Annotated in this window: 14 protein-coding genes; 8 read left to right on the top strand and 6 right to left on the bottom strand. The window is 52.2% G+C overall.

The features are described from left to right. The first annotated feature begins 115 nt into the window (after window positions 1-115). Window positions 116-2,455, top strand: coding sequence for an arylsulfatase (locus ACMAY6_RS01560; protein ID WP_435213857.1), 2,340 nt, complete (start codon window positions 116-118; stop codon window positions 2,453-2,455). A gap of 289 nt (window positions 2,456-2,744) precedes the next feature. Here the strand turns inward: ACMAY6_RS01560 and ACMAY6_RS01555 are convergent, their stop codons facing one another. Both ACMAY6_RS01555 and ACMAY6_RS01550 read right to left on the bottom strand, forming a co-directional pair. Continuing rightward, the gene (locus ACMAY6_RS01555; protein ID WP_435213856.1) at window positions 2,745-3,374 is read right to left on the bottom strand and encodes a LysE/ArgO family amino acid transporter; all 630 of its coding nucleotides are present in this window, start codon (window positions 3,372-3,374) and stop codon (window positions 2,745-2,747) included. A 155-nt stretch (window positions 3,375-3,529) separates the two neighbouring features. Then, window positions 3,530-4,309: an SDR family NAD(P)-dependent oxidoreductase gene (locus ACMAY6_RS01550; RefSeq protein WP_435213854.1), complete on the bottom strand. Its 780-nt coding sequence runs from the start codon at window positions 4,307-4,309 to the stop codon at window positions 3,530-3,532. Between the two features lie 380 nt (window positions 4,310-4,689). Here ACMAY6_RS01550 and ACMAY6_RS01545 point away from each other — a divergent pair, with 380 nt between their 5' ends. After that, window positions 4,690-7,008, top strand: coding sequence for a LemA family protein (locus tag ACMAY6_RS01545; RefSeq protein WP_435213852.1), 2,319 nt, complete (start codon window positions 4,690-4,692; stop codon window positions 7,006-7,008). Window positions 7,009-7,202: 194 nt separating this feature from the next. Here the strand turns inward: ACMAY6_RS01545 and ACMAY6_RS01540 are convergent, their stop codons facing one another. Next, complete coding sequence (locus ACMAY6_RS01540; protein WP_435213850.1) at window positions 7,203-7,793, bottom strand: hypothetical protein; 591 nt, start codon at window positions 7,791-7,793, stop codon at window positions 7,203-7,205. A 232-nt stretch (window positions 7,794-8,025) separates the two neighbouring features. Further along, complete coding sequence (locus ACMAY6_RS01535) at window positions 8,026-9,048, bottom strand: LLM class flavin-dependent oxidoreductase (protein WP_435213848.1); 1,023 nt, start codon at window positions 9,046-9,048, stop codon at window positions 8,026-8,028. Window positions 9,049-9,346: 298 nt separating this feature from the next. Here ACMAY6_RS01535 and ACMAY6_RS01530 point away from each other — a divergent pair, with 298 nt between their 5' ends. The 3 genes from ACMAY6_RS01530 to ACMAY6_RS01520 all read left to right on the top strand — a co-directional run bounded on the left by ACMAY6_RS01530 (window position 9,347) and on the right by ACMAY6_RS01520 (window position 13,770). After that, the gene (locus ACMAY6_RS01530) at window positions 9,347-10,615 is read left to right on the top strand and encodes a serine hydrolase domain-containing protein (RefSeq protein WP_435213846.1); all 1,269 of its coding nucleotides are present in this window, start codon (window positions 9,347-9,349) and stop codon (window positions 10,613-10,615) included. 231 nt (window positions 10,616-10,846) lie between these two features. Continuing rightward, window positions 10,847-11,707, top strand: a complete 861-nt coding sequence (locus ACMAY6_RS01525; protein ID WP_435213844.1) for a DMT family transporter — start codon at window positions 10,847-10,849, stop codon at window positions 11,705-11,707. Window positions 11,708-11,913: 206 nt separating this feature from the next. Beyond that, on the top strand, window positions 11,914-13,770 hold the full coding sequence (locus tag ACMAY6_RS01520) for an exo-beta-1,3-glucanase (RefSeq protein ID WP_435213842.1): 1,857 nt from the start codon (window positions 11,914-11,916) through the stop codon (window positions 13,768-13,770). A 119-nt stretch (window positions 13,771-13,889) separates the two neighbouring features. Here the strand turns inward: ACMAY6_RS01520 and nei are convergent, their stop codons facing one another. Then, window positions 13,890-14,711, bottom strand: a complete 822-nt coding sequence (gene nei / locus ACMAY6_RS01515; RefSeq protein ID WP_435213840.1) for an endonuclease VIII — start codon at window positions 14,709-14,711, stop codon at window positions 13,890-13,892. Between the two features lie 525 nt (window positions 14,712-15,236). On the opposite strand from nei, the gene ACMAY6_RS01510 reads away from it, so the two are divergent. Next, window positions 15,237-17,084 (top strand): NAD(P)-binding protein, encoded by a 1,848-nt coding sequence (locus ACMAY6_RS01510; protein ID WP_435213838.1) that lies wholly within the window; start codon window positions 15,237-15,239, stop codon window positions 17,082-17,084. 302 nt (window positions 17,085-17,386) lie between these two features. Continuing rightward, the gene (locus tag ACMAY6_RS01505; protein WP_435213836.1) at window positions 17,387-20,089 is read left to right on the top strand and encodes a TonB-dependent receptor plug domain-containing protein; all 2,703 of its coding nucleotides are present in this window, start codon (window positions 17,387-17,389) and stop codon (window positions 20,087-20,089) included. A gap of 424 nt (window positions 20,090-20,513) precedes the next feature. Here the strand turns inward: ACMAY6_RS01505 and ACMAY6_RS01500 are convergent, their stop codons facing one another. Beyond that, window positions 20,514-21,695 (bottom strand): YheC/YheD family protein, encoded by a 1,182-nt coding sequence (locus ACMAY6_RS01500; RefSeq protein WP_435213835.1) that lies wholly within the window; start codon window positions 21,693-21,695, stop codon window positions 20,514-20,516. A gap of 271 nt (window positions 21,696-21,966) precedes the next feature. On the opposite strand from ACMAY6_RS01500, the gene ACMAY6_RS01495 reads away from it, so the two are divergent. Further along, complete coding sequence (locus ACMAY6_RS01495; RefSeq protein WP_435213833.1) at window positions 21,967-23,193, top strand: NAD(P)/FAD-dependent oxidoreductase; 1,227 nt, start codon at window positions 21,967-21,969, stop codon at window positions 23,191-23,193. Window positions 23,194-23,253: the final 60 nt, after the last annotated feature.

The following is a 23,253-nucleotide window of genomic DNA, read 5'->3' as shown; positions in this document are numbered from 1 at the left end:
GAAAGGCCAGCATGAGTAGCGGCCCTTTTTAGGGGTCGAGTGCTCACAGGCTAAGTTAGCGGCCGTTAACTTTGATGAAAGCTTAACGAATAGGAAAAAGATGGGGAGTAAAGATATGAAGACTGCCAAAAGGTTATTGCTGAGCATTTCGTTTTTAACTGTGGGGGTGGGTGCGCACGCCTTCGAGGTGGATCGCACGCATCTCCCCATTGCGGAACCTGATCCGCCCAAGTTTAAGGAGCTCGACGTCCGTAATGTCGAGACGCCACCGTTGTTTTCGGTCAAAGCGCCAGAGGGTGCACCGAATGTCATTATTGTGTTGATTGATGATGTGGGCTTTGGTGCGACCACCCCATTTGGTGGACCCATTAATACGCCGACGATGGACCGCCTGGCCGAGGGCGGCCTCCGCTATAACAACTTCCACACGACGGCGCTTTGCTCACCCACGCGGAACGCTCTGAAGACTGGTCGCAACCACCACCAGACCAATACCGGCTCCATTATGGAGACGGCGACCGCTTTTCCGGGCAACACCGGAAAGATTCCTAACCGAGTAGCGCCAGTGGCCGAGATGATGCGCCTCAATGGTTACAGCACAGGTGCTTTCGGCAAGTGGCACGAGACGGCCGCCTGGGAAACCAGTGTCTCCGGTCCGTTTGACCGCTGGCCAACGCACTCAGGCTTCGACAAATTTTATGGCTTTATTGGCGGTGAAACCGATCAATGGTATCCGCTGGTTTACGATGGTGTGACCCGCGTGAACCCGCCCCACGTACCGGGGTATCACTTTACCGACGACATGACCGATCAGGCGATTGGCTGGATGAAAGCGCAGCAGTCGATGACGCCCGACAAGCCCTTTTATATGTATTTTGCGACCGGCGCAGTGCACGCGCCGCACCACGTACCTAAGGAGTGGGCTGATAAGTACAAAGGTAAGTTTGATAAGGGCTGGGATCAGATCCGCACCGAGACCGTCGCCAAGCAAAAAGAGATGGGCATCATTCCTGAAACCACTCAGCTAGCCGATCGCCCAGAGGATTTGAGTGCTTGGGAAGATCTCCCTGCAGACCACCGTAAGCTCTTCGCGCGTCAGGCCGAGGTTTTTGCCGGTTTCATGGAGCACACAGACGTGAATGTCGGCCGGCTGGTTGATGCAGTGGAAGATATTGGCGAGCTAGACAACACCATCATTATTTACATTGCGGGTGACAACGGCACCAGCGCTGAGGGTGGTTTCATCGGCATGTACAACGAAATGACCTACTTCAACCAAGTCGTTGAAAAGGTCGAAGACCTGATGCCCCGTCTCGATGAATGGGGCGGTGAATATACTTTTCCGCATATGTCAGCGGGCTGGGCAGTGGCTTTTGATGCGCCGTTTAAGTGGACCAAGCAAGTTGCTTCTGACTTTGGCGGCACCCGCAATGGCATGATCGTCCATTGGCCTGACGGCATCGAAAGTCAGGGCGAAATTCGCAGCCAGTTTTCTCATGTAATCGACATCGCGCCGACCATTCTTGAGGCTGCTAGCCTGCCCGAGCCCACTAGCGTCAATGGAACGGTTCAGGAGCCCATGGCCGGCACGAGCCTCATGTTCAGCTTGAATGATGCTGATGCCCCTGAGCAGCACACGCTTCAGTACTTTGAGATGTTTGGAAACCGAGCGTTGTATCAGGATGGCTGGTTCGCCCGCGTGTTGCACCGGGCACCTTGGCAGACTGGCAAGCAAAAGCCGCTTGAGGATGACGTTTGGGAGCTCTACAACGCGAAGGAAGACTTCAGCTTGGTGAATAATCTGGCTGATCAGTACCCTGAGCGTGTGGCAGCAATGGAAGCCACTTTTATGGCAGAGGCCGAGAAGTACAACGTGCTGCCGATTGACGATCGTTCAGTGGAGCGCGTGAATCCTGCTATCGCAGGACGCCCTGATTTACTGGGCGACCGAAAGTCACTGACGCTGTATGACGGTATGAACGGCATGTTGGAGAATGTCTTCATGAACTCCAAGAACAGGTCGAAGAGCATTACCGCAGACGTTGAAGTCGACAAAGGCACAACCGGGGTAATCCTGACTCAGGGTGGCCGCTTTGGTGGCTGGTCGCTTTACATGAAAGACGGTCGACCGATTTATACCTATAACTTCCTCGGTCTTGAGCGATTTACTGTCGCAGCGGAGAAGCCGATTCCCCCCGGTCCGGCAACCATTGTCATGAACTTTGACTACGACGGTGGCGGCTTGGGCAAAGGCGGCGACGCAACCATTTCTGTGAACGGTAAAGAAGTCGCGTCCGGCAGAATTGGCAGAACCCAGCCGCTGATATTCTCTGCCGACGAAACGGCTGACGTGGGTCTCGACAACCAGACGCCGGTCGCAGAAGACATCGGTGTAGGGCCAACGGAAACCCGCTTCACCGGCACCATTAACAAGGTGGTTATTGCCGTTGACTGAGCAAGCCAATGGCTAGCCGCTGTTAACGTTGTGCTTTCCACGCTAAGGCACTGCAAACTTGATAGTGTGTTTCGTACAAAAGGGGCATTCCTCGGAATGGCCCTTTTTTTATGCTGACACCCACACAGCTGCGCGCCTTATTGGATCGCGCTTCTCGCGCTTGGGTGCTCCCGGCGACTTATTTGCTTCGGCCAAGAAGCTCATACGTGACCTGCTCATAGGTGGCCAGGGTTTGGGAAATCATACGACGCCATACAGATATGATGAAAGCCGCATATCCAGCGACCGTTTAACCGCCAAGCCAGCCGCCAGCCTTAACCATTCCTAGCGCCAGCACAAACATCACCAGGGCAATCAATGCATCCAGAATACGCCAGGCATTTGGCCGCTGCATTGTTGGGGCTAGCAAACTCGCTCCGTAACCCAGTATGAAAAAGAAGACAAAGCTTGCCGTGATCGCACCAGCGCCATAGGCCAATTTTGACGTGCCATGAAACTGCAGTGACACCGCGCCAATCAGCACAACGGTATCGAGGTAAACATGCGGATTGCCAAAGGTCAGTATGGCCGCTGTCGTCAGGACCGCCGTGACAGTAGTGGCCGTCGCGGCGTCCGTACTGATTGCATCGTCAGCGCGAATAGCACTGCCCAGCCGCATCACCCCGTAACCGGCAAGCCATAGAGCAGCAAGTCCGAATAGCACGGAAGCGTACTGACCGACTAAATCCGCAATCAGCGCCGAGAGCCCCGCGACACCGGCCAAGATCAGGAGCGTGTCGGCCGTGGCGCAGAACAACACCACAAGCAGCACATGCTGGCGAAGCAGACCCTGCCTCAGCACAAAGGCATTCTGAGCACCAATGGCCAAAATTAATGAAAAACCCAGGGCAAAACCGGTCGCATAGGCGGGTAGCAGCATAGTCACTCTCTACTTTCTGAAAGCTCTGAGGCTTGTCAGCCGCCTATAGTAATGACGGTTTATGAGACGCTAGTAATAAGGGAGTACCTGAAGTTACCCGCAGATTTCCATGAGCACTTCCAGACACCCCGCCGACACCGCGGCCATATCCCCAATCACTTGGGCGGCATGCGAATACCACCATCGAGTCGAATGACTTCGGCATTCATGTAGGGGTTTGTGATGCAATCGACGACAGCAAAGGCAAGCTCTTCAGCGCTACCCAACCGCTTCGGAAACAGCACCGACTGTCCAAGGTGAGCTTTGAATGCCTCAGATTCTGGCCCCTCACCGTAAATGGGCGTATCGATGAGACCGGGTGCAACGGTGTTGACGCGAACACCCACGGCGGCGAGGTCACGGGCAATGGGAAGCGCCATGCCGACCACCCCTGCTTTAGATGCCGAGTAAGCACACTGACCAATTTGTCCGTCGAAGGCTGCCGCAGACGCAAGATTCACAACAGCACCGCGACCGCCATCATCATCAAGTGGCTCGTTCTTTGCCATTTGAGCAGCAGCGCGACTCAGCATGTTAAATGTTCCAATCAGGTTTACTTTGATCACAAAGGTGAACTTGTCTAGTGGGAAGGGGTCGCCGTCTCGGCTGACAGTACGACCTGCGGCGCCCAGACCTGCAGAGTTCACGCAAGCCCTGAGTGGACCTAGGGCCGCAGCGGCAGCGACGGCTGCATCTGCGTCTTCAATACTTGAGACGTCACACTTAACAAATTGCCCCCCAATTTCCTCGGCTACTTGCTTGCCGCGCTCCTCGTTAAGGTCAGCAACGACTACTTTTGAGCCTAATTCGGCCAGCTGACGCGCACAGGCTTCACCTATCCCTGACGCGCCTCCTGTAACAATCGAAGAGCTACCCTCTAAATTTACTCGCGGCATACTGCGTATCCTTTTTTCACATAGTTAAAATTATTCCGCAACAAGCGTGTTCTAAGCCGTCTGCAATTGCAATCATTAGCCACCGTTGGGATCGCTAGTTTACCGCTAAAAGGCAGTAGTGGTCTCCAGCCCAGCGCTACCCACAAGTAGATTGAGTCAAAGCGGGCCAGCCACTGAAAATTTGTGGCTCGGCTCTCCGCGTTCTAAAATTTATCGGTGAGCGGATATACATTGTCAAAGCGACCTAGGGACATAATTTCAAGACAAGTGGCCGAAGTTTCGCGAAGCCCTCTATTTCAGTTAAAAAATCAAGACAGTCGCTGAAGAATTTTCTTGAGTTGCTATTATTGAGCAACAGTAAAATAACATCGGAAGCCAATATGCAATGGTACGATCGGAGGGTGGGTGCACTGGCGGTTGTGGCGCTGTGTTACTTCGCATTAGTGCTCAGTAATGAGGGCTTCCAGAGCGTTCTGGATTTTCGAATTTTAGAACGAACTCCTCTGACCACAATCCACGGAGCTGCGGGTGGTGAGAGCCAGTTACAGGGCAGAGTTGAGCCGAGTGATGAGGTGCTTACATCACCGCGCACCAACACCAAAAGTGTCTACTACCGCCACCTCGTCCAAAAGGAGCATCGCAACTCTGAGGGTGGGACAAGCTGGAGAACCCTCAAGGATGAGTCCCGCGCCGTAGATTTTCACCTGACAGATGCCAGTGGCAACGCCAATATCCGTGCCAAGCACCAGCGCAATCTTATCAATTGGTCCGTGCATCAAAGTTATCAGCAACAATCTGGCAGAATAAGGCATACCGAGTGGCGCATTGAGCCCGGCCAACAGATCACGGTGTTTGGTTGGTTGCATGCAGACCCCAAACTGCCGACCGTGACCTTCGATGAAATTGGCGACTATCTGTCGATCATCTCCAGTTTCACGGGTGCATCGGAGCGAAGTGAGCTCAGTGCCAATGCCATATTTCTTCTGTGGGGTGGCGTGTCTTTCTTGGTTCTGATGTGCTGTGCATTGGCCTTCACGCTAGGCCTGCACCGTGTGCTGGCGTTTCTGGGATTGATCACAGTTGCCAGCAGCACCTTGCTAATAAGCTATGGCTTTAAGAGCCTGGAATCTGATGTTCAAGCCGGCTATGACCGTGTTGATAGCCAGCTAAAACGTACAGAAGATCAGATCACATCCGTGTTGGAAAACCACAACATTATATTTCCGGGTTGGCAGCTGCCCTTTAATCTCGGCAATCCAGAATATGGTGCGCTGACAGACTTGGAAAAGGAGAAAATCAATAACTGGCGTAACACTGCGTACTTAGTGCGCTCCCGTTATATGCGACAGATCAACCGCTTTCCAGAAAAACCTTACGCAATAATGCGCGGTAAGGCCAAACCGCCGGTTATTGCCCTACCAGTCGATCAGCAGCGCATAGCTGATCAGGCGGTGCAGGCCTATCAGCCTACCCGTGTTGGCCAGCAGCTGATTCTGACCTTCGTTGCACTGGTGTTAATTGCAATACTGGCCTGGCTCGCGTTTCGATTAATTAAAGTCAAACGCATGCAGGAAAATCTACCAACCAGTAAAACCATGGGCGTTGTATTTGGCCTGACAGAGCTGAAAGGAAAGCTCGTTGCGGAGGATGAGGGAGCTTGCCTAATTGGCCCAGTCAGCGGCTTTGCCTGCACTTGGTACCACTACGAGATACAGGAGAAGCGTGGCTCGGGTAAGCGGTCTTCTTGGCACACAATTCACGAAGAAACCCAGAAACAGCCGTTTTACTGTGAGGATGACGAAGGGAAATTACGGGTATTCCCCAGCAAAGCCGAGATCATTACCAAGCACAAATCCACAAGTCAGTTTGGGAAGAAGCGGTACATTGAACGGCGTCTACAACCGGGTGATGATCTCTATTTGCTGGGTAAGGCAAAGGCCGATAAGACCACGGGAAATTCACTGGTGCTGAGTCACGATAAGGAAGCGCCTTACATAATTTCGAATCGCTCCGAAGCAGAAGTGATGTTTATCAAGGCCTCAAAAGCCATGTTGCTGTTAAGTCTAGGTACCAGCCTGCTTTTTGGTGTTGGCCTTTGGATTGGCGGAAGTAATGGCAACTTCTCGTCGGCGGATTTTGTCACGGCTGCCCTGATTGCACCTCTCTTCCTCACGATATTCCTGATCGTTTTAATGTACAACGACCTTATATTTCTGCGTCAACGTTGCGCTCGTAACTGGGCTAATATCGATGTCTCTCTGAAAAAACGCGCTACTCTTATCCCTAACCTCGAGCGCGTTGTTAAGCGCTACTTAGAGCATGAAAACAGATTACAGCAGGCGTTGGCCGAGCTCAGAACCGAGCGGGCACAGGTAGAAAACGTGAAGGCTGCAGATGCATATATGGCTCACGAGTCGAGAGTGATCGATGAGCTATCGCTGTGTTTAGAAAGGTATCCGGATCTGGAGGGTCATCAGGTGGTCACCGATTTCAACAGGCGCTTGATTACACTCGAGAATGAAATTGCCCTGATCCGTGCCGGCTTCAATGACTCCGTCATGAATTTCAATACAAGGTTGCAGAGCTTTCCAGATAATCTATTGGCAATCGCGTTTAAGTTCGATCGCCTAACCGCACTACAGTTTGATAAGAAGGCACACCAACTACCGGCGGTTGATCTGCAGCAGAAAAATTCTTGATAAGGTGTGGGAAGCTGTTCAGATGACCCGGCACGGCCCAACACTTAAAGCGACACAAACTGGGATCCATAGCCTCTAGGCAGCCTAACAACAAGCGCGACAGATAACGCCTCGCTAAGAGGTCAATGACAGTTGGTTAAAAGAAGCGCGGCACGAATAACAACCCATTGTTATTTTTCTTTTTGAGTAGCTTCTTATATTTTTTTACACCTATTATTCAAAAGCCATTGTGTTGCAGTTTCGATAGGGTACTCACTTGTTTCATATATCTCTTTTTCACTTAAACCCTCCTTCTCAATTAGATAAGTTACAGCAATAAAGTAATCTCTATAATTCAGTCGAATCACACTTTCGTTTTCTATGGGCTGACACAAATCCGCTGTTGGTTTACCTCGAGCATATTCGGCCACCCCCTCTAACTTCCATGTTTCAACCCCAAAGTGATTGAATCCCAGCTCCCAAAACTGCTGGATGTGCTTGGCTTCGTGTGCGCTGACCTCCTCTATGGTCACTCCTGCAGCATCAATCGCACTTTTACTGACATAAGCCACTCCTAAAAAGGGAGGAGTAAAACCTAACTGAGTCGTTGCGATGGGATATAGGATTCTGAATTGCCAACCATGCTCAATTACAAAAACACGATCCATATAACTCTCAGAAAAAGCCTGAGCATAGGCAGCAAAACCAAGGTGAATACTTAATACTCCAATCACTAACCGATCAAAAATACGCAAGATTTTTTTTGTAAGCGTGAGTTGTTCCCAATTCTTAATAATGAACTTCAATGCTATTCCTTGGTGTTTTCAAGTGATGGCTGTAAGCGAAACAAGATGCATAACAGGGTGCTCAAAACCAGCCACTTGAGGTAAATACGGCGGCTATGGATAAAGATGTCGCTGGAGAAAGTGCAGCATAGCACTTCGAATGCTTCACCCAGATTTTGGGGCTCAGTATGTGGCATTGTGAGCGTTAAGCTTCAGCGGAAGATAATTCATAGACACGAACGCTGGAAGTTAATCAGCAAACAGCCCGACGTGGTGCGTTGGCCTCAGCGAGATTCTGCATCGCAATTGACCCCAGCTCGTAGCTCTTTAAACGCTGCTCCGGGTCAAAAATCGAAGATACCAGCATCAGCTCATCTGCCCCCGTCTGAGCGAGGAAATCGCCGATTTGCGCTTGAACGGTTTCTAAACTGCCAACCGCTGAGCATTGGCCAATCACCTCAACCATCTGTCGCTCCGCGGGGGAGAGGCTGGCTTCAAACCCTTCGATGGGCTCTGGTAAAGGACCCGGCACTCCTCGCCTTAAATTGACAAAGGACTGCAGCGACGACGAACGTAAAAAATGGGCGTGAGCGTCGCTCTCTGCGGCACACAGGTTAAAGCCCAGCATGACATAAGGCTCTTTTAAGGTACCGGAGGGCTTAAATTGCTCGCGATAGGTGCCGATTGCTGCGCTCAGGTAGGTGGGCGCAAAGTGTGAGGCAAAAGCAAAAGGCATCCCCAAGGTGGCCGCAAGCTGCGCGCCAAAAAAACTCGAACCCAAAATCCAGATCGGAACCTCAGTGCCAGCCCCCGGCGTTGCGCTAACGCGTTGTCCGGGTTGGGTAGGCTTTAGGTATTGCTGAAGTTCCATCACGTCTCTGGGGAAGTCTTCGACACTTGCGGCAAGATTACGTCGCAGAGCCTGCATCGTAAGGCCATCGGTGCCCGGTGCGCGACCTATGCCTAAATCAATTCGGTTGGGGTATAGGGTGGCCAGCGTTCCAAACTGTTCCGCCACCATCAGTGGCGCATGGTTGGGCAGCATGATCCCCCCTGAGCCCACTCGAATGGTCTGAGTTGCCGAGGCAAGATGACCGATCACCACCGCTGTTGCCGAGCTGGCAATGCCGGGCATGTTGTGATGCTCTGCGACCCAATACCGCTTATACCCCCACTGCTCTGCCTTTATAGCTAGCTGCTTGCTGCGCTCGAGGGCGCACCCTGCGTCGCTGCCAAGGGTAATGGGGACTAAATCGAGAACACTGTGGTGCGCCATAAAAAAAGCTTTAGGTGGTTTTTTTGTAGTATGCCAGACATTCGATGACGTTAGCCGTTGAGATAACCCTTAAAATAGCCACCAGAGTGGTAATAGACGCAATGTTCATGCAACCTACCGTCGAGCCAATGCCGTGAGGCTCCAGCAAGTGTCCAACTTGCACCTTCCAGCAGCTTCAGCTTCAACCTCAGAGCAGCTCGCCTGAGACTGCACTTCAGGCTATGGTGCCCCTGTGGTAACAGCTGGCTGCAATTTGCAGTCACAACAATATCTCGAATGAACAGGGGTTTTCAGACACGTGATCAATGGCACTACGGCAGCGGGCTTCGAGCCTGTGCAGCAACTTTTCGAGAAGCAGATGCACACCCTAGCAGAAGAAAATGCGCAGCTTTGTATTTATCACCGCGGTCAAAAGGTTGTGGACCTGTGTTACTCAAAAGCTGACGGCCCCATTTTTAAACCCGACTCACTGGTCAATGTCTTTAGCAGTGGCAAAAGCCTCGAGGCCATCGCTATTGCATCACTGGTTGGCAAAGGCCTGCTCAACTATGAAACCCGAGTAGAAGACGTGTGGCCCGAATACCGTGGGGGTGGCAAGGAGAACACCCGCGTTGCCGATGTGATGCGTCACGAAGCTGGGCTTGCCAACTTTGACACCGCCATAGACGTCGACGACTTACTGCCGGAAAACATCAAGGCGAACCGGCTTGGCAATATTATTGAAAAGCAGGAGCAGCACTTTCGATCGCCCGAAGTAGGCCGGCGTGAGTATCACGCTATGACCCGGGGCTGGATCGTAAACGAAGTGTTTCGTAGAGTAGATCCTGCAGGGCGCACGATCGGTGAGTACCTCGCTGAGGAGATTAGTGGCCCTCTCGATGCTGACGTTATGGTGGGCCTGAATGCAGAGCAACTTCAGCGCGTCAGTAAAATAACGCCTCTTAGTATCGGACGTCACATTCTGGCCAGCCTCCGACCGAAAGCCCTTGGGCGTAGGGTGCTGCATAGTTTCCTGCAATTGATGGTGCGGCTGCTGAAAATTCTGCTTGCTGTGCGCAAAGGGTCCTCTTTGAGAACGCCTCCGGTCCGGGAAATGCGAGGTATCGGTTTCTTCAACGACAACCGCATGCGTCGCGGGGAAACCCCTTCGGCCAACACCCATGCCTCCGCCAGGGGGCTGGCACGCATAGCCGCAATGATGGCCGCCGGCGGCCATCTCGACTCAGTCAACTGCCTGAGCACACCTGCTTGGCAGGAGCTGCACAAAGACCCAATGCCCGCGACTATGGGAGGGCTGCTGCCAACGCGCTTTACTCAGGGCGGTGTGGACCAATTCCTGCCATGTACCGACGCCAGTTCGCGGTTCACCAAAGCCTTGAACGAGGGGCGTGAGGGCTTTTATGGTTGGATGGGGCTGGGCGGTTCCATTTTTCAATGGCATCCCGACGCTAAATTAGGTTTTGCCTTCGTACCCACATCACTTCATTTACTGGATTTTTTTAATGAGCGAGGGAAGCTCTTTCAGGAAATGGCGCTGGAGTGTGCCAAAAGGTTGGACGCACGCTAGCGATCAAGACGTTTCAGGCGATCACTGCCCAAGGTCTCACTAACAGCTTAACTTAGGCTCAAGCTCCCTTGCGCCCACCACTTCCCCAAATCCCCAGTACTTAAGGCGTACTGAGTACCCCTGAACCTCAACAGAAAGTCTTAAATGGGGGTTGGTAGAAGAGATCATATCTGCTCAAATCCACGCTATTGCGCAGTGCGCCAGCACACCAACATTGGAGAAGGCTTCAGCATGAAGCAAAGCACACATTTTCCGGTTTTTCTGGCTGCGCTTGGCGTGCTGCTGTTTTCACTGCTGGATGCTGTTATGAAAGCGCAGGCATTAGCTATGGGAACCTACAGCGCTATGTTTTGGCGGATGGCCTTCGGCGTTCTCTTTGCGCTACTGCTTTATTCCCCCAGCCGAGTTCGGCCGATCTCCGGCCAGGTCCTGCGAATGCATGTCCTGCGGGCAGTGATCACAACCCTCATGACCTACCTATTCTTTTTCAGCCTAACCCGTATCCCTTTGGCTCAAGCGATTGGCCTCTCTTTCATCGCGCCCATCATCACCCTTTTTCTTGCAGCGCCCCTGCTGGGTGAGCGAATCCATAGCAACGCCAAAATAGCAGCAGGGCTTGGCTTCATGGGAGTCGCTGTGGTCGTTGGGGGCGAGTTACTCAGCCTCGATGCCGACAGCGACCTACTGGGCTTGTCAGCGGTTCTTCTATTTGCCTTGCTCTACGCCCTGTATCTCATTGTACAAAGAAAGCATTCGCTGATAGCTAGCCCGATGGAGATCGTCTTCTACCAAAATATTATGGTATTCGCACTACTGCTCATGGGGGCGCCTTTTTTTGTCACTCTACCCGCCAATGCAATGCAGTGGGGCGGTGCCGCCTTTGCGGCGGTTTTTGCCATGGGGTCACTGGCACTGATGTCGATGGCGTATCGGCGCGCTGAAGCACAGAAACTCATATCCATTGAGTACACCGCATTTATATGGGCAGCACTATTGGGCTGGTGGTTTTTTGCGGAAGGGCTGACGTTACAAACGCTACTGGGCACCGGATTAATCGTTATGGGCTGCCTGGCAAACCTGCGCAGGAGTTAAGCCTACCGACGATTCTTCATAACGCCTTACCCCTCACGGCACTCAAGCAGTATTTGGCCTGCTCTGAGTACTGTTAAACCAATAACTTTGGGGTCAACAGGTTCAGCGGTGCGACAAAGCGAATCATCGAGTGTTCCTAGAAGACTGCGTATCTTTGATAATCGCTGACCTACGGTCCCACAGGATTTAAAAACGTGCGAAGAATAATGAAGTGGTTAAGTGTTGCTCTAATCATTCAAGTGCTGGTGGGTTGCGATTTGCCACAAAGCGCTGAGCAATTGCGCAGCAGCCCGTCGCCAGCGGCTATTTTTGGTGACCCTAAGTATCGCGCCATCTCCTACGGTGGTTACCGCGGACTGACTCGCGACGAGGCCCCTACCCTCGAGCAGGTCATTGAAGACATGGAAATTCTGGCGGCCATGGGAATCAAACTCTTAAGAACATATAACACGTCCCAGTACCCCTTAGCAGAGCTAACGTTAGAAGCCATTTCTGCCCTTAAAGCACAAGACCCTGACTTTGAAATGTATGTGATGCTGGGTGTCTGGATTGAGGCCCGTAATGCGTGGGCTGAGGGCGTCTGGGATGCCGAAAACAATCGCTGGGTGGGCGACACTGCACCCGACCACACCTTAGGCAATATAGAGAACAACACCCGAGAAATAGACACGGCCATAAGATTAGCCAATTCCCACCCTGACATTGTTAAGGCGATCGCCGTCGGAAACGAGGCAATGGTCCAGTGGGCTACTCAGTATTTTGTTTACCCGCCGGTCATCTCGAAGTGGGTCAATTATTTACAGAACTTAAAAGCTACCGGCAAACTTACGCCAGAGGTATGGATCACAAGCTCCGACAACTATGAGTCTTGGGGAGGTGGGAATACGGTCTACCAAACTCAGGAGTTGGTAGATTTAATGCACGCCGTTGATTTTATTTCCGTGCATACCTACCCCTTTCACGATTCCTTTTACAACTCAGAGTTTTGGGGTGTGCTCCCCGAAGAGGAGGCATTAGACCCGCAGTTTATGGCCGCCGCCGTCATGCATCGCGCAGTGGACTACGCCAAATCGCAATATAACGCCGTAGTTGAATACGCGTCCTCACTGGGCATTGAAAAACCGATACACATCGGTGAAACCGGCTGGGCAACAACTGACGCAACAGCCTATGGGATAAACGGGTCAAAAGCCGCCGACGAGTATAAGCAGAAACTCTTTCATGAGTACTTGCGCGAGTGGACCGACAGTGCCGGCATCTCATTATTTTACTTCGAGGCATTTGATGAGCGATGGAAACAAGCGGCAGACCCTCAAGGCTCCGAAAATCACTTTGGACTTATAGGCCTCGACAACACGCTCAAGTTCACCCTGTGGGATGCTGCTGACGCGGGGGTATTTGATGGCCTAACCCGTGACAGTAAGCCGCTGGTCAAGAGCTTCTCGGGTGACGTCAATGCTCTCATGGCATCAGCGTTACTGCCGCCGTTCAAGAGTCAGATGGCCGTGCGGCGTATAAACACTCGCAACGAAATGCGTGAGCCCGGCGAAACCGTCACTGAACAACTGTATGTCGTAACCCATCAGACTTTGTCGGCCCTCGAAGATGGCCAAGCGAGCTACCCCAGCGCCCCACTGAAATTAATTCCCTGGGAGGGCACAGCAAACATCGAGCTGCTCGCTGACGGTACCGTCATGGTGCAGCCTCGAGGCGGCGATTGGTGGGGAGCAAGTTTAGAGCTGGACGCAGATCTAGGTGAGGACCTCTCTCAATTTGCAGGGGGCACATTACGCTTTGAGATCAAAGGCAGCGCGTCTGCGGTATTTAGTGTTGGATTCCAGACAGGCTCTTACTTACGCGGAGATCAGGTTAATAACTTCGGAACATTTGGTCCCGGCACTGCCTATGAAATTAATGACACCTGGACATCAGTGGCGCTTTCCATAGAGGACATAAACGGCGGCACTGACCTCACGGACGTGACGAATATCATCGCCTTTTTGAGCCAAAATAAAGGCGGTGAACAAAAAATACTGGTGCGGAATATTGTATTTAGCCAGTAGCCCTTTACGCGATCAACGCCCTTGATGCAGGTTCACTCGCTACTAGGGCAACCCTGTTGCGCATTAGCACCGCATTCGAATTTGTGGGCCGCAACTTGGCCACATGTTATGTAAAACAATTAATTCGGCTGACAGGTTGCACAAGTATAAATTCTGCGCGAGTTAGCGGTAGTCCTTTGAATCTTGGTTTGACACAGGCGGCAGGGCTGGCTGGCCCGTCCAAAAACAAAAAAGCGGGCCTTGCCATAGGTGAATCCTCGCTTTTTCAACGCTTTGTATTGGCGTTCAGGAAGAGTGACCCCCGCTAGCGCATAGCTACGCTTGGATATCTCCAATGTGGTTCGCGCAAGCTTACCTACTTGGCCTTTACTGAGATCACGCGCTTTTTGCGAAGGATGAACCCCCGCAAGAAAAAGAATCTCGCTGCGCAGGTAATTGCCTAAACCCGCCAGAAAAGCCTGATCAAGATACACAGAATTGAGCGCCCTCCCCGAGAAAGCTTTGCTTTGCAGCCGCTCTGCTACAGCCTGCCAAGTGAGCGCAGGGCTGAGAATGTCGGGACCAATACGCTGTAAAAAAGGGTGCTCCTCGATGTGCTCCGTATTCCAAACGCTGATATCAGAAGCGCTGTAAAGTAGGGCGCTATGCTGGTCCGTATGGATGGCTAGCCTGAGCTGACGATTAGTCTTGGGCAGTTTGTCGCGTTTAACTACTCGCCACACACCGTAGAGTTGATTGTGGGAATAAACCGTAAAGCCCGAACTAAAATGCGTCAGCAGCGCCTTGCCGCGAGTCTCTAGGGTTAATACGTTGCTGCCCTCGAGCCGCTTGCCGAATTTTTTGAGTGGCTGCAAACCAAATTCAACTCTTTCGGCAGTTTTGTCTTTTAACACCGCTTCAATTTTATCAGCAGCACGACGTATTTCTGGACCTTCTGGCATATCACTGAACCTTCCAATTTTCCTTTTAGGAGTAGCACCATCAGGCAGCGAGACACCGCCAACATAGGCACTCGCACTATTACAGCCGTTGTTATCGACGCTGCAAAAAGCAGTGCCTTTTATCGGCGCTAATCGCCTCAATACCTACAGGATAGTCAATAAAGACACCACCGGAACGTCGAATCACAATTCCCCCTGGGCAAAGGTTCAGGAACGCGCCGATATCGAATGTTGAGCCGTCATTAGTAGGGGTGTTGGGTGTCGGGTGTCGGGTGTCGGGTGTCGGGTGTCGGGTGTCGGGTGTCGGGTGTCGGGTGTCGGGTGTCGGGTGTCGGGTGTCGGGTGTCGGTTTACGAAGACAATGCAGTCACTAGTTCAATCTTGGCCGCAGCCCTTGTTCCAAAGAGACTCGCTTAAAACGACCCTTTTATTTAGTCTGTAGCACAGCACTTCACGTGACAGCTGGGCTGCGCCGTTAATTGCTGGGGCAACTCTATTTTCGAGCGGTAGCAGGAATATTCGAACATGAAAAAGATTACGCGACGCGACTTCATTAACGGATCAGCCGTTGCTCTGGGCGCAACCACCCTACCCTCGCCTCTAGCATGGGCATTGGCTGCAGAAGGCGAGGCATACCCCCCGGCACTAACAGGTCTGCGCGGCAACCACCCCGGATCTAATACAATGGCTCATGCCCGCGCATGGAACGCCGACTTCGACCTCGACCAAATTGTTGATACGCAAGAATCTTATGATCTTGTGGTGGTAGGCGCGGGTCTCAGCGGCCTTGCGGCGGCTTTTTTCTACCGACAAAGGTTCGGTCCCGACAAAAAAATCCTCATTCTCGATAATCACGATGACTTTGGGGGCCACGCCAAACGTAACGAGCACACCATCGATGGTCGTCAATTGATCACCTATGGCGGATCACAAACACTTGTGGAGCCCAAAGAAGCCCCGGAGGCCGTAAAAACCCTGTTCGAGGGCGTCGGTATAGACCTAACTCGCTTTGATACCGCCTTTAATCAAAGCTTTTACAGCGATCATGGGTTAGGGGCCACGACCTATTTCAATGCAAAGCAATTTGGGCGCGATACGGTAGTCAGACATCCCTTTGGTAATTACTATAACTACATCGAAGGTTTGCCTGGAGCCGCTATTTCTGACGAGGAGGCGGTAGCACAAACCCCGCTGTCCAAGCGCGGCCAACGTCAGTTGTTGCATATGTTAAAAAGTGGCCTTCACTCCCTCGACGTCTCCGAAGACGACTTGCCCGAATACATCAAAACCCACAATTACTTTGACTATTTAACTCAGACACTGGGCGTCGATGATCCGCAAGTTCTGCACATGGCGAGGCATTCAGCGATCGACTGGTCAGACGCCAGTGCTGAGTTGCTCACCATAAAAAAAGCGAAAGAGGCCGGCGCATTGGGCTTTGCGCCCGTGAAGGTCTACGACGCAGACCACCCCTACATCCATCATTTTCCCGATGGCAACGCGGGTGTTGCCCGGGCAATAGTGAAATACCTGATACCGTCGATCGCTGAAGGGGCCACGGCAGAATCTTTGATTGGCGCAAAATTTGACTACGGCCAACTCGATGGCTCAAACCACCCATCGCGGATTAGGCTAAACAGCACTGTAGTAGACGTCCACCACTCTCCTGATAAGGCGGGAACAGAACGCGTCTCCGTTCACTACATGCGAGGCGATAAAGCTCATAAAATCTCAGCAAGTCATGTGGTGATGGCCTGCCACAACGCAATGGTTCCCCATATCGTAAGCGACCTACCCGAAAAGCAAGCGACAGCATTAAGTGAGCAGTTAAAAAGTCCACTGGTTTATACCTCGGTGGGCCTACGAAATTGGCGCGCATTCAAAGAACAAGGCATCGGACTGGCGATGTCTCCCGGCAATATGCACCAAACACTTTTTATAGATTTTCCAGTGAGCTTGGGGGCTTACCAGCATACCGAAGGGCCCGATGCGCCCTGCGTTCTTCAAATGATAAGCTGCCCCTATAGTAAAAAATCTGGAATACCTGCAATAGAACAGTATCGAGAGGCTCGTTACCGCATGCTAGGGACGCCTTTTTCGGTGTACGAAGCAGAGGTTAGAGAGCACCTCAGCGGCATGCTTTCCTCAAAGTATTTCAATTTTGACAGGGATGTTGCCAGTCTGACCGTAAACCGCTGGGCCCATGGCTATACCGTGGCAGGCCGCGAAGATCCCGCCGCAGGCCCCGAGGGCTCGGTTACCGTTGGCAGGCAGCCCCATGGGCGAATCACAATCGCCAATTCTGATTCAGCGCCAGAAGCCGATGCGATTGCAGCCATGGAAATGGGGTATCGCGCGGTCACCGAACTTTAGGTTCTAGCCCTTGTTCTCAACAAGTAAAGAGATTTAACGGCGGCGCTGGTCAATCTGAGGGCGGGAAACCCGCGCAGATACTGCTACTGCACTTAATCAACCTCAGTTAAATGATGGGTCGAGCCTTCAATTCCTCATGTTAAAACCGGCGATTGGTACTTTTAACGTAGCGAAGTAAGCCATTTGGAGTAATGATCTGGCAGAGGGTGACTTTCGTATCTTTGCATGGAAAGTTGCGCGAAGTCACATTTCAGCGACATTCTTAAACACAAAACACTCATTTCCCGATGTAGGAGCTACACATGAGATCAATGAATAAACGCCCTTTATGGCGCGTTTCAGGGGTTGCCTTGGCGGTAACTTTGGCACAGACCGCCATCGCACAAGATGCCGGGCTAGAAGAAGTTATTATCACAGGCACCCGACTTTCTGATCGTTCTGCCCAAGATTCTCCGGTACCCGTCGATGTTATTAGCGGCTCTGAGATGCGCACCAACGGCTCTACCGATTTGCAGGACATGTTGCGTACGCAAGTTCCTTCATTTGATATTAACGCGCAACCCATTAGTGATGCAGCGACGATCACGCGACCACCCAACCTGCGTGGCTTGTCACCCGACAACGTTTTGGTTCTGGTTAACGGTAAGCGTCGTCACCGCGGCTCCATCATCTCCTTTTTGGGCGGCGGTATTTCTGATGGCGCGCAGGGTGTAGACATCGCGTCAATTCCCTCATTGGCACTGAAGCAAGTCGAAGTTCTTCGTGACGGCGCCTCGTCACAATATGGTTCAGACGCTATTGCCGGTGTTTTGAACTTCATCCTCAGAGATGACGCAGAAGGCTTTGAAGTTGTTGCTCGTTATGGCTCTACCTTTGAAGGCGATGGCGATAACTACATGGTGGCCGCTAATTTGGGCTTGCCCCTGGGTGACCGTGGCTTTGTCAACATCACCGGTGAAATGCGGGATGTCGAGGGCACCGTAAGATCCGTAGTCAGGAGTGACGTGGCCCTTGCTGCGGCCAATGGTTACTCGCCAGTTTCCGATTTTCAGGCGATCAACACCTATACAGGCGAAGCGCCTCAGTATTGGGGTCAGCCCGATGTTGACGACGATGCCAAGTTGTTTCTCAACGCGGCCTTTGAGATTAATGACAGTCTGGAAATTTACGCCTTCGGTAACTACGCCGAGCGCGCAGTCACTGGCGGCTTCTTCTACCGAAACGTCGTGGGCCCAAACACAAGCAATCAGCGGCCTGGTGTCTACAGAGGACCAACGGTCGATGCTACAGGTTACGCCAGCGATAGCGGTGTACCGTCTGTTCTAGTCGGTGACTTAGACGGTGTGGGCGTTGGCAGCAGCTGTATTGACGGTATTCCTCTGGGCGGATCCGCCGGCGTCATCCCTGATCCGGGTCTGCTAGCTTCAGTGACAGCCGATGACAATTGCTTCTCCTTCATTGAAACCATTCCTGCGGGCTTTGTGCCTCGGTTCGGTGGTACCAACGAAGACACTGCATTTGCGATTGGTGCTCGAGGTGCTTTCAACGTGGGTACAGGCCTCAACTATGACCTGAGCGCACAGCGCGGCTCGAACAAAACCGATTTCTACATTCGTAACACCATCAATGCCTCGCTGGGTCCAAATACCCCGAGAGACTTTGTGCCGGGTGGGCAGGAGCAAACAGAAACGGTTTACAACCTCGACTTGTCTTACGGCTTTGAGGTTGGTTTAGCATCTGAGCTCAACGTCGCTGTTGGGGCGGAATATCGTGAAGAAGAGTTTGATTTGTTCGCGGGTGATGCAGCGTCTTACGCACTTGGCCCACTAGCCTCACAGGGCTTTTCTTCAAGCTCGAACGGATTTGGCGGCTTCCCCAACGATACCTCGGCAGAGCAAGATAACACTGCGTTCTATGTGGACGTTGAAACGGACATCACCGACAGGCTGACTGTTCAGGCTGCCGTGCGATACGAGGAATTCAGCAACTTCGACAACACGACCAACTACAAGCTCGCAGGTCTGTTTCATGTTACCGACTCCTTGCGTCTGCGTGCAGCTTACTCCACTGGCTTCCACGCCCCTACTGCAGGTCAGGCTAGCATCACTAACGTGACAACCCAGAACGTTAACGGCACCTTGGTAGATCAGGGAACACTTCCCTTGACTTCTGCCGCCGGTCAGCTGGGTGCTGATTACATCGCGGCAACAAACGGTGGTAATGGTGCACCGGAGTTAGGGCCAGAAGAAGCTGTGAACTACTCCTTTGGCATTGGCTTTGATATCGGCGCGTCTACTTGGACACTTGATTACTACGACATTGAGGTTGAAGATCGCATTGCTTTGGGTGCCAACGTCGACTTCTTGGCTGCGCTGAACTATGCCGATACCGTTGCCGGCAACGGCGGTGGCTACCAGACCGTGGGCGACGCGCTGACAGGTATGGACCAGGCCGGCGTTCTTAATCGACAGGACTTTATTGGCCTCGACGATTTGGCTCAGTTCCGGTTCTTCTCAAACAGCTTCGACACCCGCACCAAAGGTGTTGACCTCGTGGGTAACATGAACTTCGACCTAATGAGTGGTTTCTCCACCGTCACCGTCGCGTTCAACTACAACGACACTGAAGTCACAGATCGGGGTAGCATTAACCCAATCAGTGAGGGTCGTGTCGAAGCCTTGGAAGAGTTACTGCCTAACGTGAAGGGCAACGTGGCTTGGTCACACACACAGGGTAAGTGGCGCACGCTGCTGCGAGCTAACTATTACGGTGGTTGGAAATCGACCAGTAATGGCTACAACGTAGATGCAGCAACCTTGGTGGATGCACAGGTGTCTTATCAGCTCACCGACAGCCTTGAGTTAACGGCTGGTGTAGATAACTTGTTCGACGAATACCCAGACAAGACACCTAACCCAGGTGGTTTGGGCCAGCTCTACCCCGAAGACAGCCCTTTTGGCTTCAACGGTGGCACTTGGTACCTACAGGGCCGGTACGCTTTCTAAACGAAAGTCTGCTCTGTAGGTCTTCATTGAATCCCGGCTGTCCCAGTCGGGGTTTTGAAGAAACCTAAAGAAACCCGAGTCGGAATAACAGCCGGCTCGGGTTTTTTGGTTTTTGCCCTTAAAGAGACGAGCAATCAGGCCATTCGATGAGAGCAACTCTAGTCATCAGCTGGAGTTTAGTCAGAACGCGTTATGCTTTTTTCGGCAAACCCAGCACCCATTCACGCTCATACAAGAACACATGCCATCTTTGGCTTCGGTAAGCATTAAAGGCTTGCAAGTACTGTCACTTGGGTATCGCTAAATACGTGGATACTTCAAACCGCGCCGAGAATGCGCGTCCATCGTTTTCCTGTCATGCCTTCGGGCACCAAAGAGCCTAGCGTGGGCAGTAAGATGCGCGGGTCCGCTTTGTGGGCATCTTTTAGACGCCGCCAGAGCCCAGCGCCTTAGCTGCCAAAAACTCCGCATACTGAAGAATAGCCTTATTGCGATTAACATCCATAGCCTTAGCGCGCTCGTTAAACTCTGGGTTCATAAAGCCACCGGGATTTTGTGTTCCGGCGTATTGCGGGTCCCAGTAAATCAAGTTGCCCTGCTTGTTGTTCGCTTCAAGAATGTGAGGGTTGCCGTTGTTGTCCAGAAGAATGTCCATCCCCAGCTCACCTATTTTTTGTCCTATCGCGTCCTCAAGTACCTGATGCGTTGCCAGCGCAATACGGGCACACGCGTATTCAATATCCTTTGCGGATTTATCGCAGTTCTCAGCGATCTTCGCGTATAAAATCTGCGGATCGTCATGTCGGCCACCGTATTCTGAGCAGTGTAGATAATTGAAAACAATGCCCACAACGCCCAGACGCCCCTCCCCAGCACGCTGAACACTGGCTCTAAGCCACGTCCATCGACCATCCCAAGGGAAATAATCAACCGAGGGTTGAAGAAAGTACTCTGACTGACTCCAGCCCTCGTCCGATCGAATATCTTCGATAGCCGCAAAAACGTTTTCGGGCTTATACCAACGCTGCCTGCGCTCTATTTCGGTATCGCAACTGGCCACAATGATGTACATCAGCTCGATACCCAATTCCGAGCGTGTGGTTGTGATAATCCCAAAGCCCTGATTTCCGCTTACCGGTTTTACAAACACCGATTCGTGCTCCGAAAGCAGTTTTTCAAAGGATTCTTTGCTAAAGGGGTAGCAGCTGGGAGAACTTATCCCATTTCTAGACATAAGTTCACCAAAGGCAACCTTGTCATTAACGAGCCCCAAGCTGTTGTAGGGGTTAATAAAGTGACTGCCCGCTGCGTTCAGTGCCTTGGCTATTTCCCTGAAGTGCTTTCTCCGCTTTTGCCCTTTGCCCTTACTAAATTGCATGTCGTACACGACATGGGGGAATGGCACAGACGGCAAAGGGACCGTATTGCCCCCTTGAACGGCGACAACATTCTTGATGGTCTTGGTTTGAGGATCTATTTCAGAGTCTGGCGTGATCGCTACCGCAAAAACGCCCAGAGAATCCGCCAGCTCTAGCAAGGCTTTTCTGGGAATCAACCTGCCTTGGAGAATACCTAAAAGCGGCTTGTCGTGCGGCTGATGCGTCATTTTAAACGGTACAACATAAATTTAACTTGTCTTTAAATAGTATCCGAGGAGAGAAAGATGCAAAAGGATTTTTTGCTACTCAGACTTCTTCATTTTTTGCTACTCAGACTTCTTCAAGGGTTCGAGGGTAATGTACTGAAACCTGCCCTTACAGTAAGCACTCACAACGGCTCAGTGAAGGCTGCTAAACTGTTGCTTTGGCGTTAGCGGGCTTACAACCCAGCGACAAAACAGCCCACTCCCTATTAGCAGCCCCATGAGACTCAAACCCGTGCAGAAATCCAAATCTCGCCCAAGCGTACTGATTCTCGGCGGCGGCTTCGCAGGCATCAGTTGCGCAGGCCAGCTGTCTGATCACAGTTTTGACGTTTGCCTAGTAGATCAAAAACCGCACTTTGAATTTCTGCCGAACATTCACGAGATTCTCTCGGGCGTCAAACGGCCGAGGGATGTCCGCTTAAATCTGGCTGATCAGATGACCGCGATGGGGCATCGTTTTACGCAGGCGTCGGTCCAATCCATCGCTCCAGAGAGCAAACGCGTAGTCCTCGACAGTGGCACAACCTTGCAATATGACTTTCTTGTAGTGGCCCTTGGCGCAGTAGACGCCCATTACGGCGTCACGGGCGTTGACGCCCATGCTTTTTCCTTCAAATCTGCGGCGCAATGCGATGCCATTAGCGACCGACTCCGCACATTGAAAGCAACAGCCAAAGCGCCCCGCGTGACCATTATTGGTGCTGGCATAACCGGCGTTGAGGCACTGGGAGAAATACTGCGTCAAGGCACACCGGGCAACCTCAAAATCACCTTGCTGGAGGCCCAGAGGCAGCTGCTTCCAAATAGCCCCAAGGGGCTTGATAACTATATAAGGGGCTTGTGTGAGTCCTATCCAGTGGAATTTCGCTGCAATGAAACCGCGCAACGTATCCGGCAAAAATCAGTACTGCTGGGCTCGGGGGAGTCGCTGAGTAGTGACCTCACAATATGGACCGGAGGACCCGCGCCGGCGCCACTGCTGAGTCAATCGGGACTCGCCAAACCTGCAAGCTGGGCACCGGTTGACGATTATCTGCACAGCCTGCACGCAGATGATGTATTTATTGCAGGTGACTCCACCGACTTGCCTAGCTCTTTAGCTAAGCAGGCCTATCATGCCATCGATATGGGCGAGAACGTCGCGCAAAATCTCAAAGCCATCACCGAGGGCAGCAAAATGAAGCGCTTTCGGCCGTCACCAAAGCCTCAATTGATTTCATTTGGAGGGCTCGGCTGTATCATGCTAGCGGGGAAATGGGCCGCTGGTGCACCCCTACTTTCAGCGGGAAAAGAAGCCGTTTTTGAGGTCGCAATGGCCCAACTCGATCGACAAGGCGGCCCAGAGAAGGCGGCACTGCTCTTAAAACGCGGCATTCGTGCTTCAGACAAACTGTTCTGGCCTGTCGTCATGTCACCCACCGCTTTGCTGCGTCAGAAAAACTTCCAAGTACTCAGATAGTGCAGGCGGCGATTAGAGTACTGCAGCCAGGGACAGACTTGTCATGAACTCAAAAGCAAA

This window comes from Luminiphilus sp. nBUS_16, assembly GCF_051201645.1.
Taxonomy (GTDB): domain Bacteria; phylum Pseudomonadota; class Gammaproteobacteria; order Pseudomonadales; family Halieaceae; genus Luminiphilus.
Note: the sequence above shows the minus strand (reverse complement) of the source record. Positions and strands in the feature narration are given on the sequence as shown.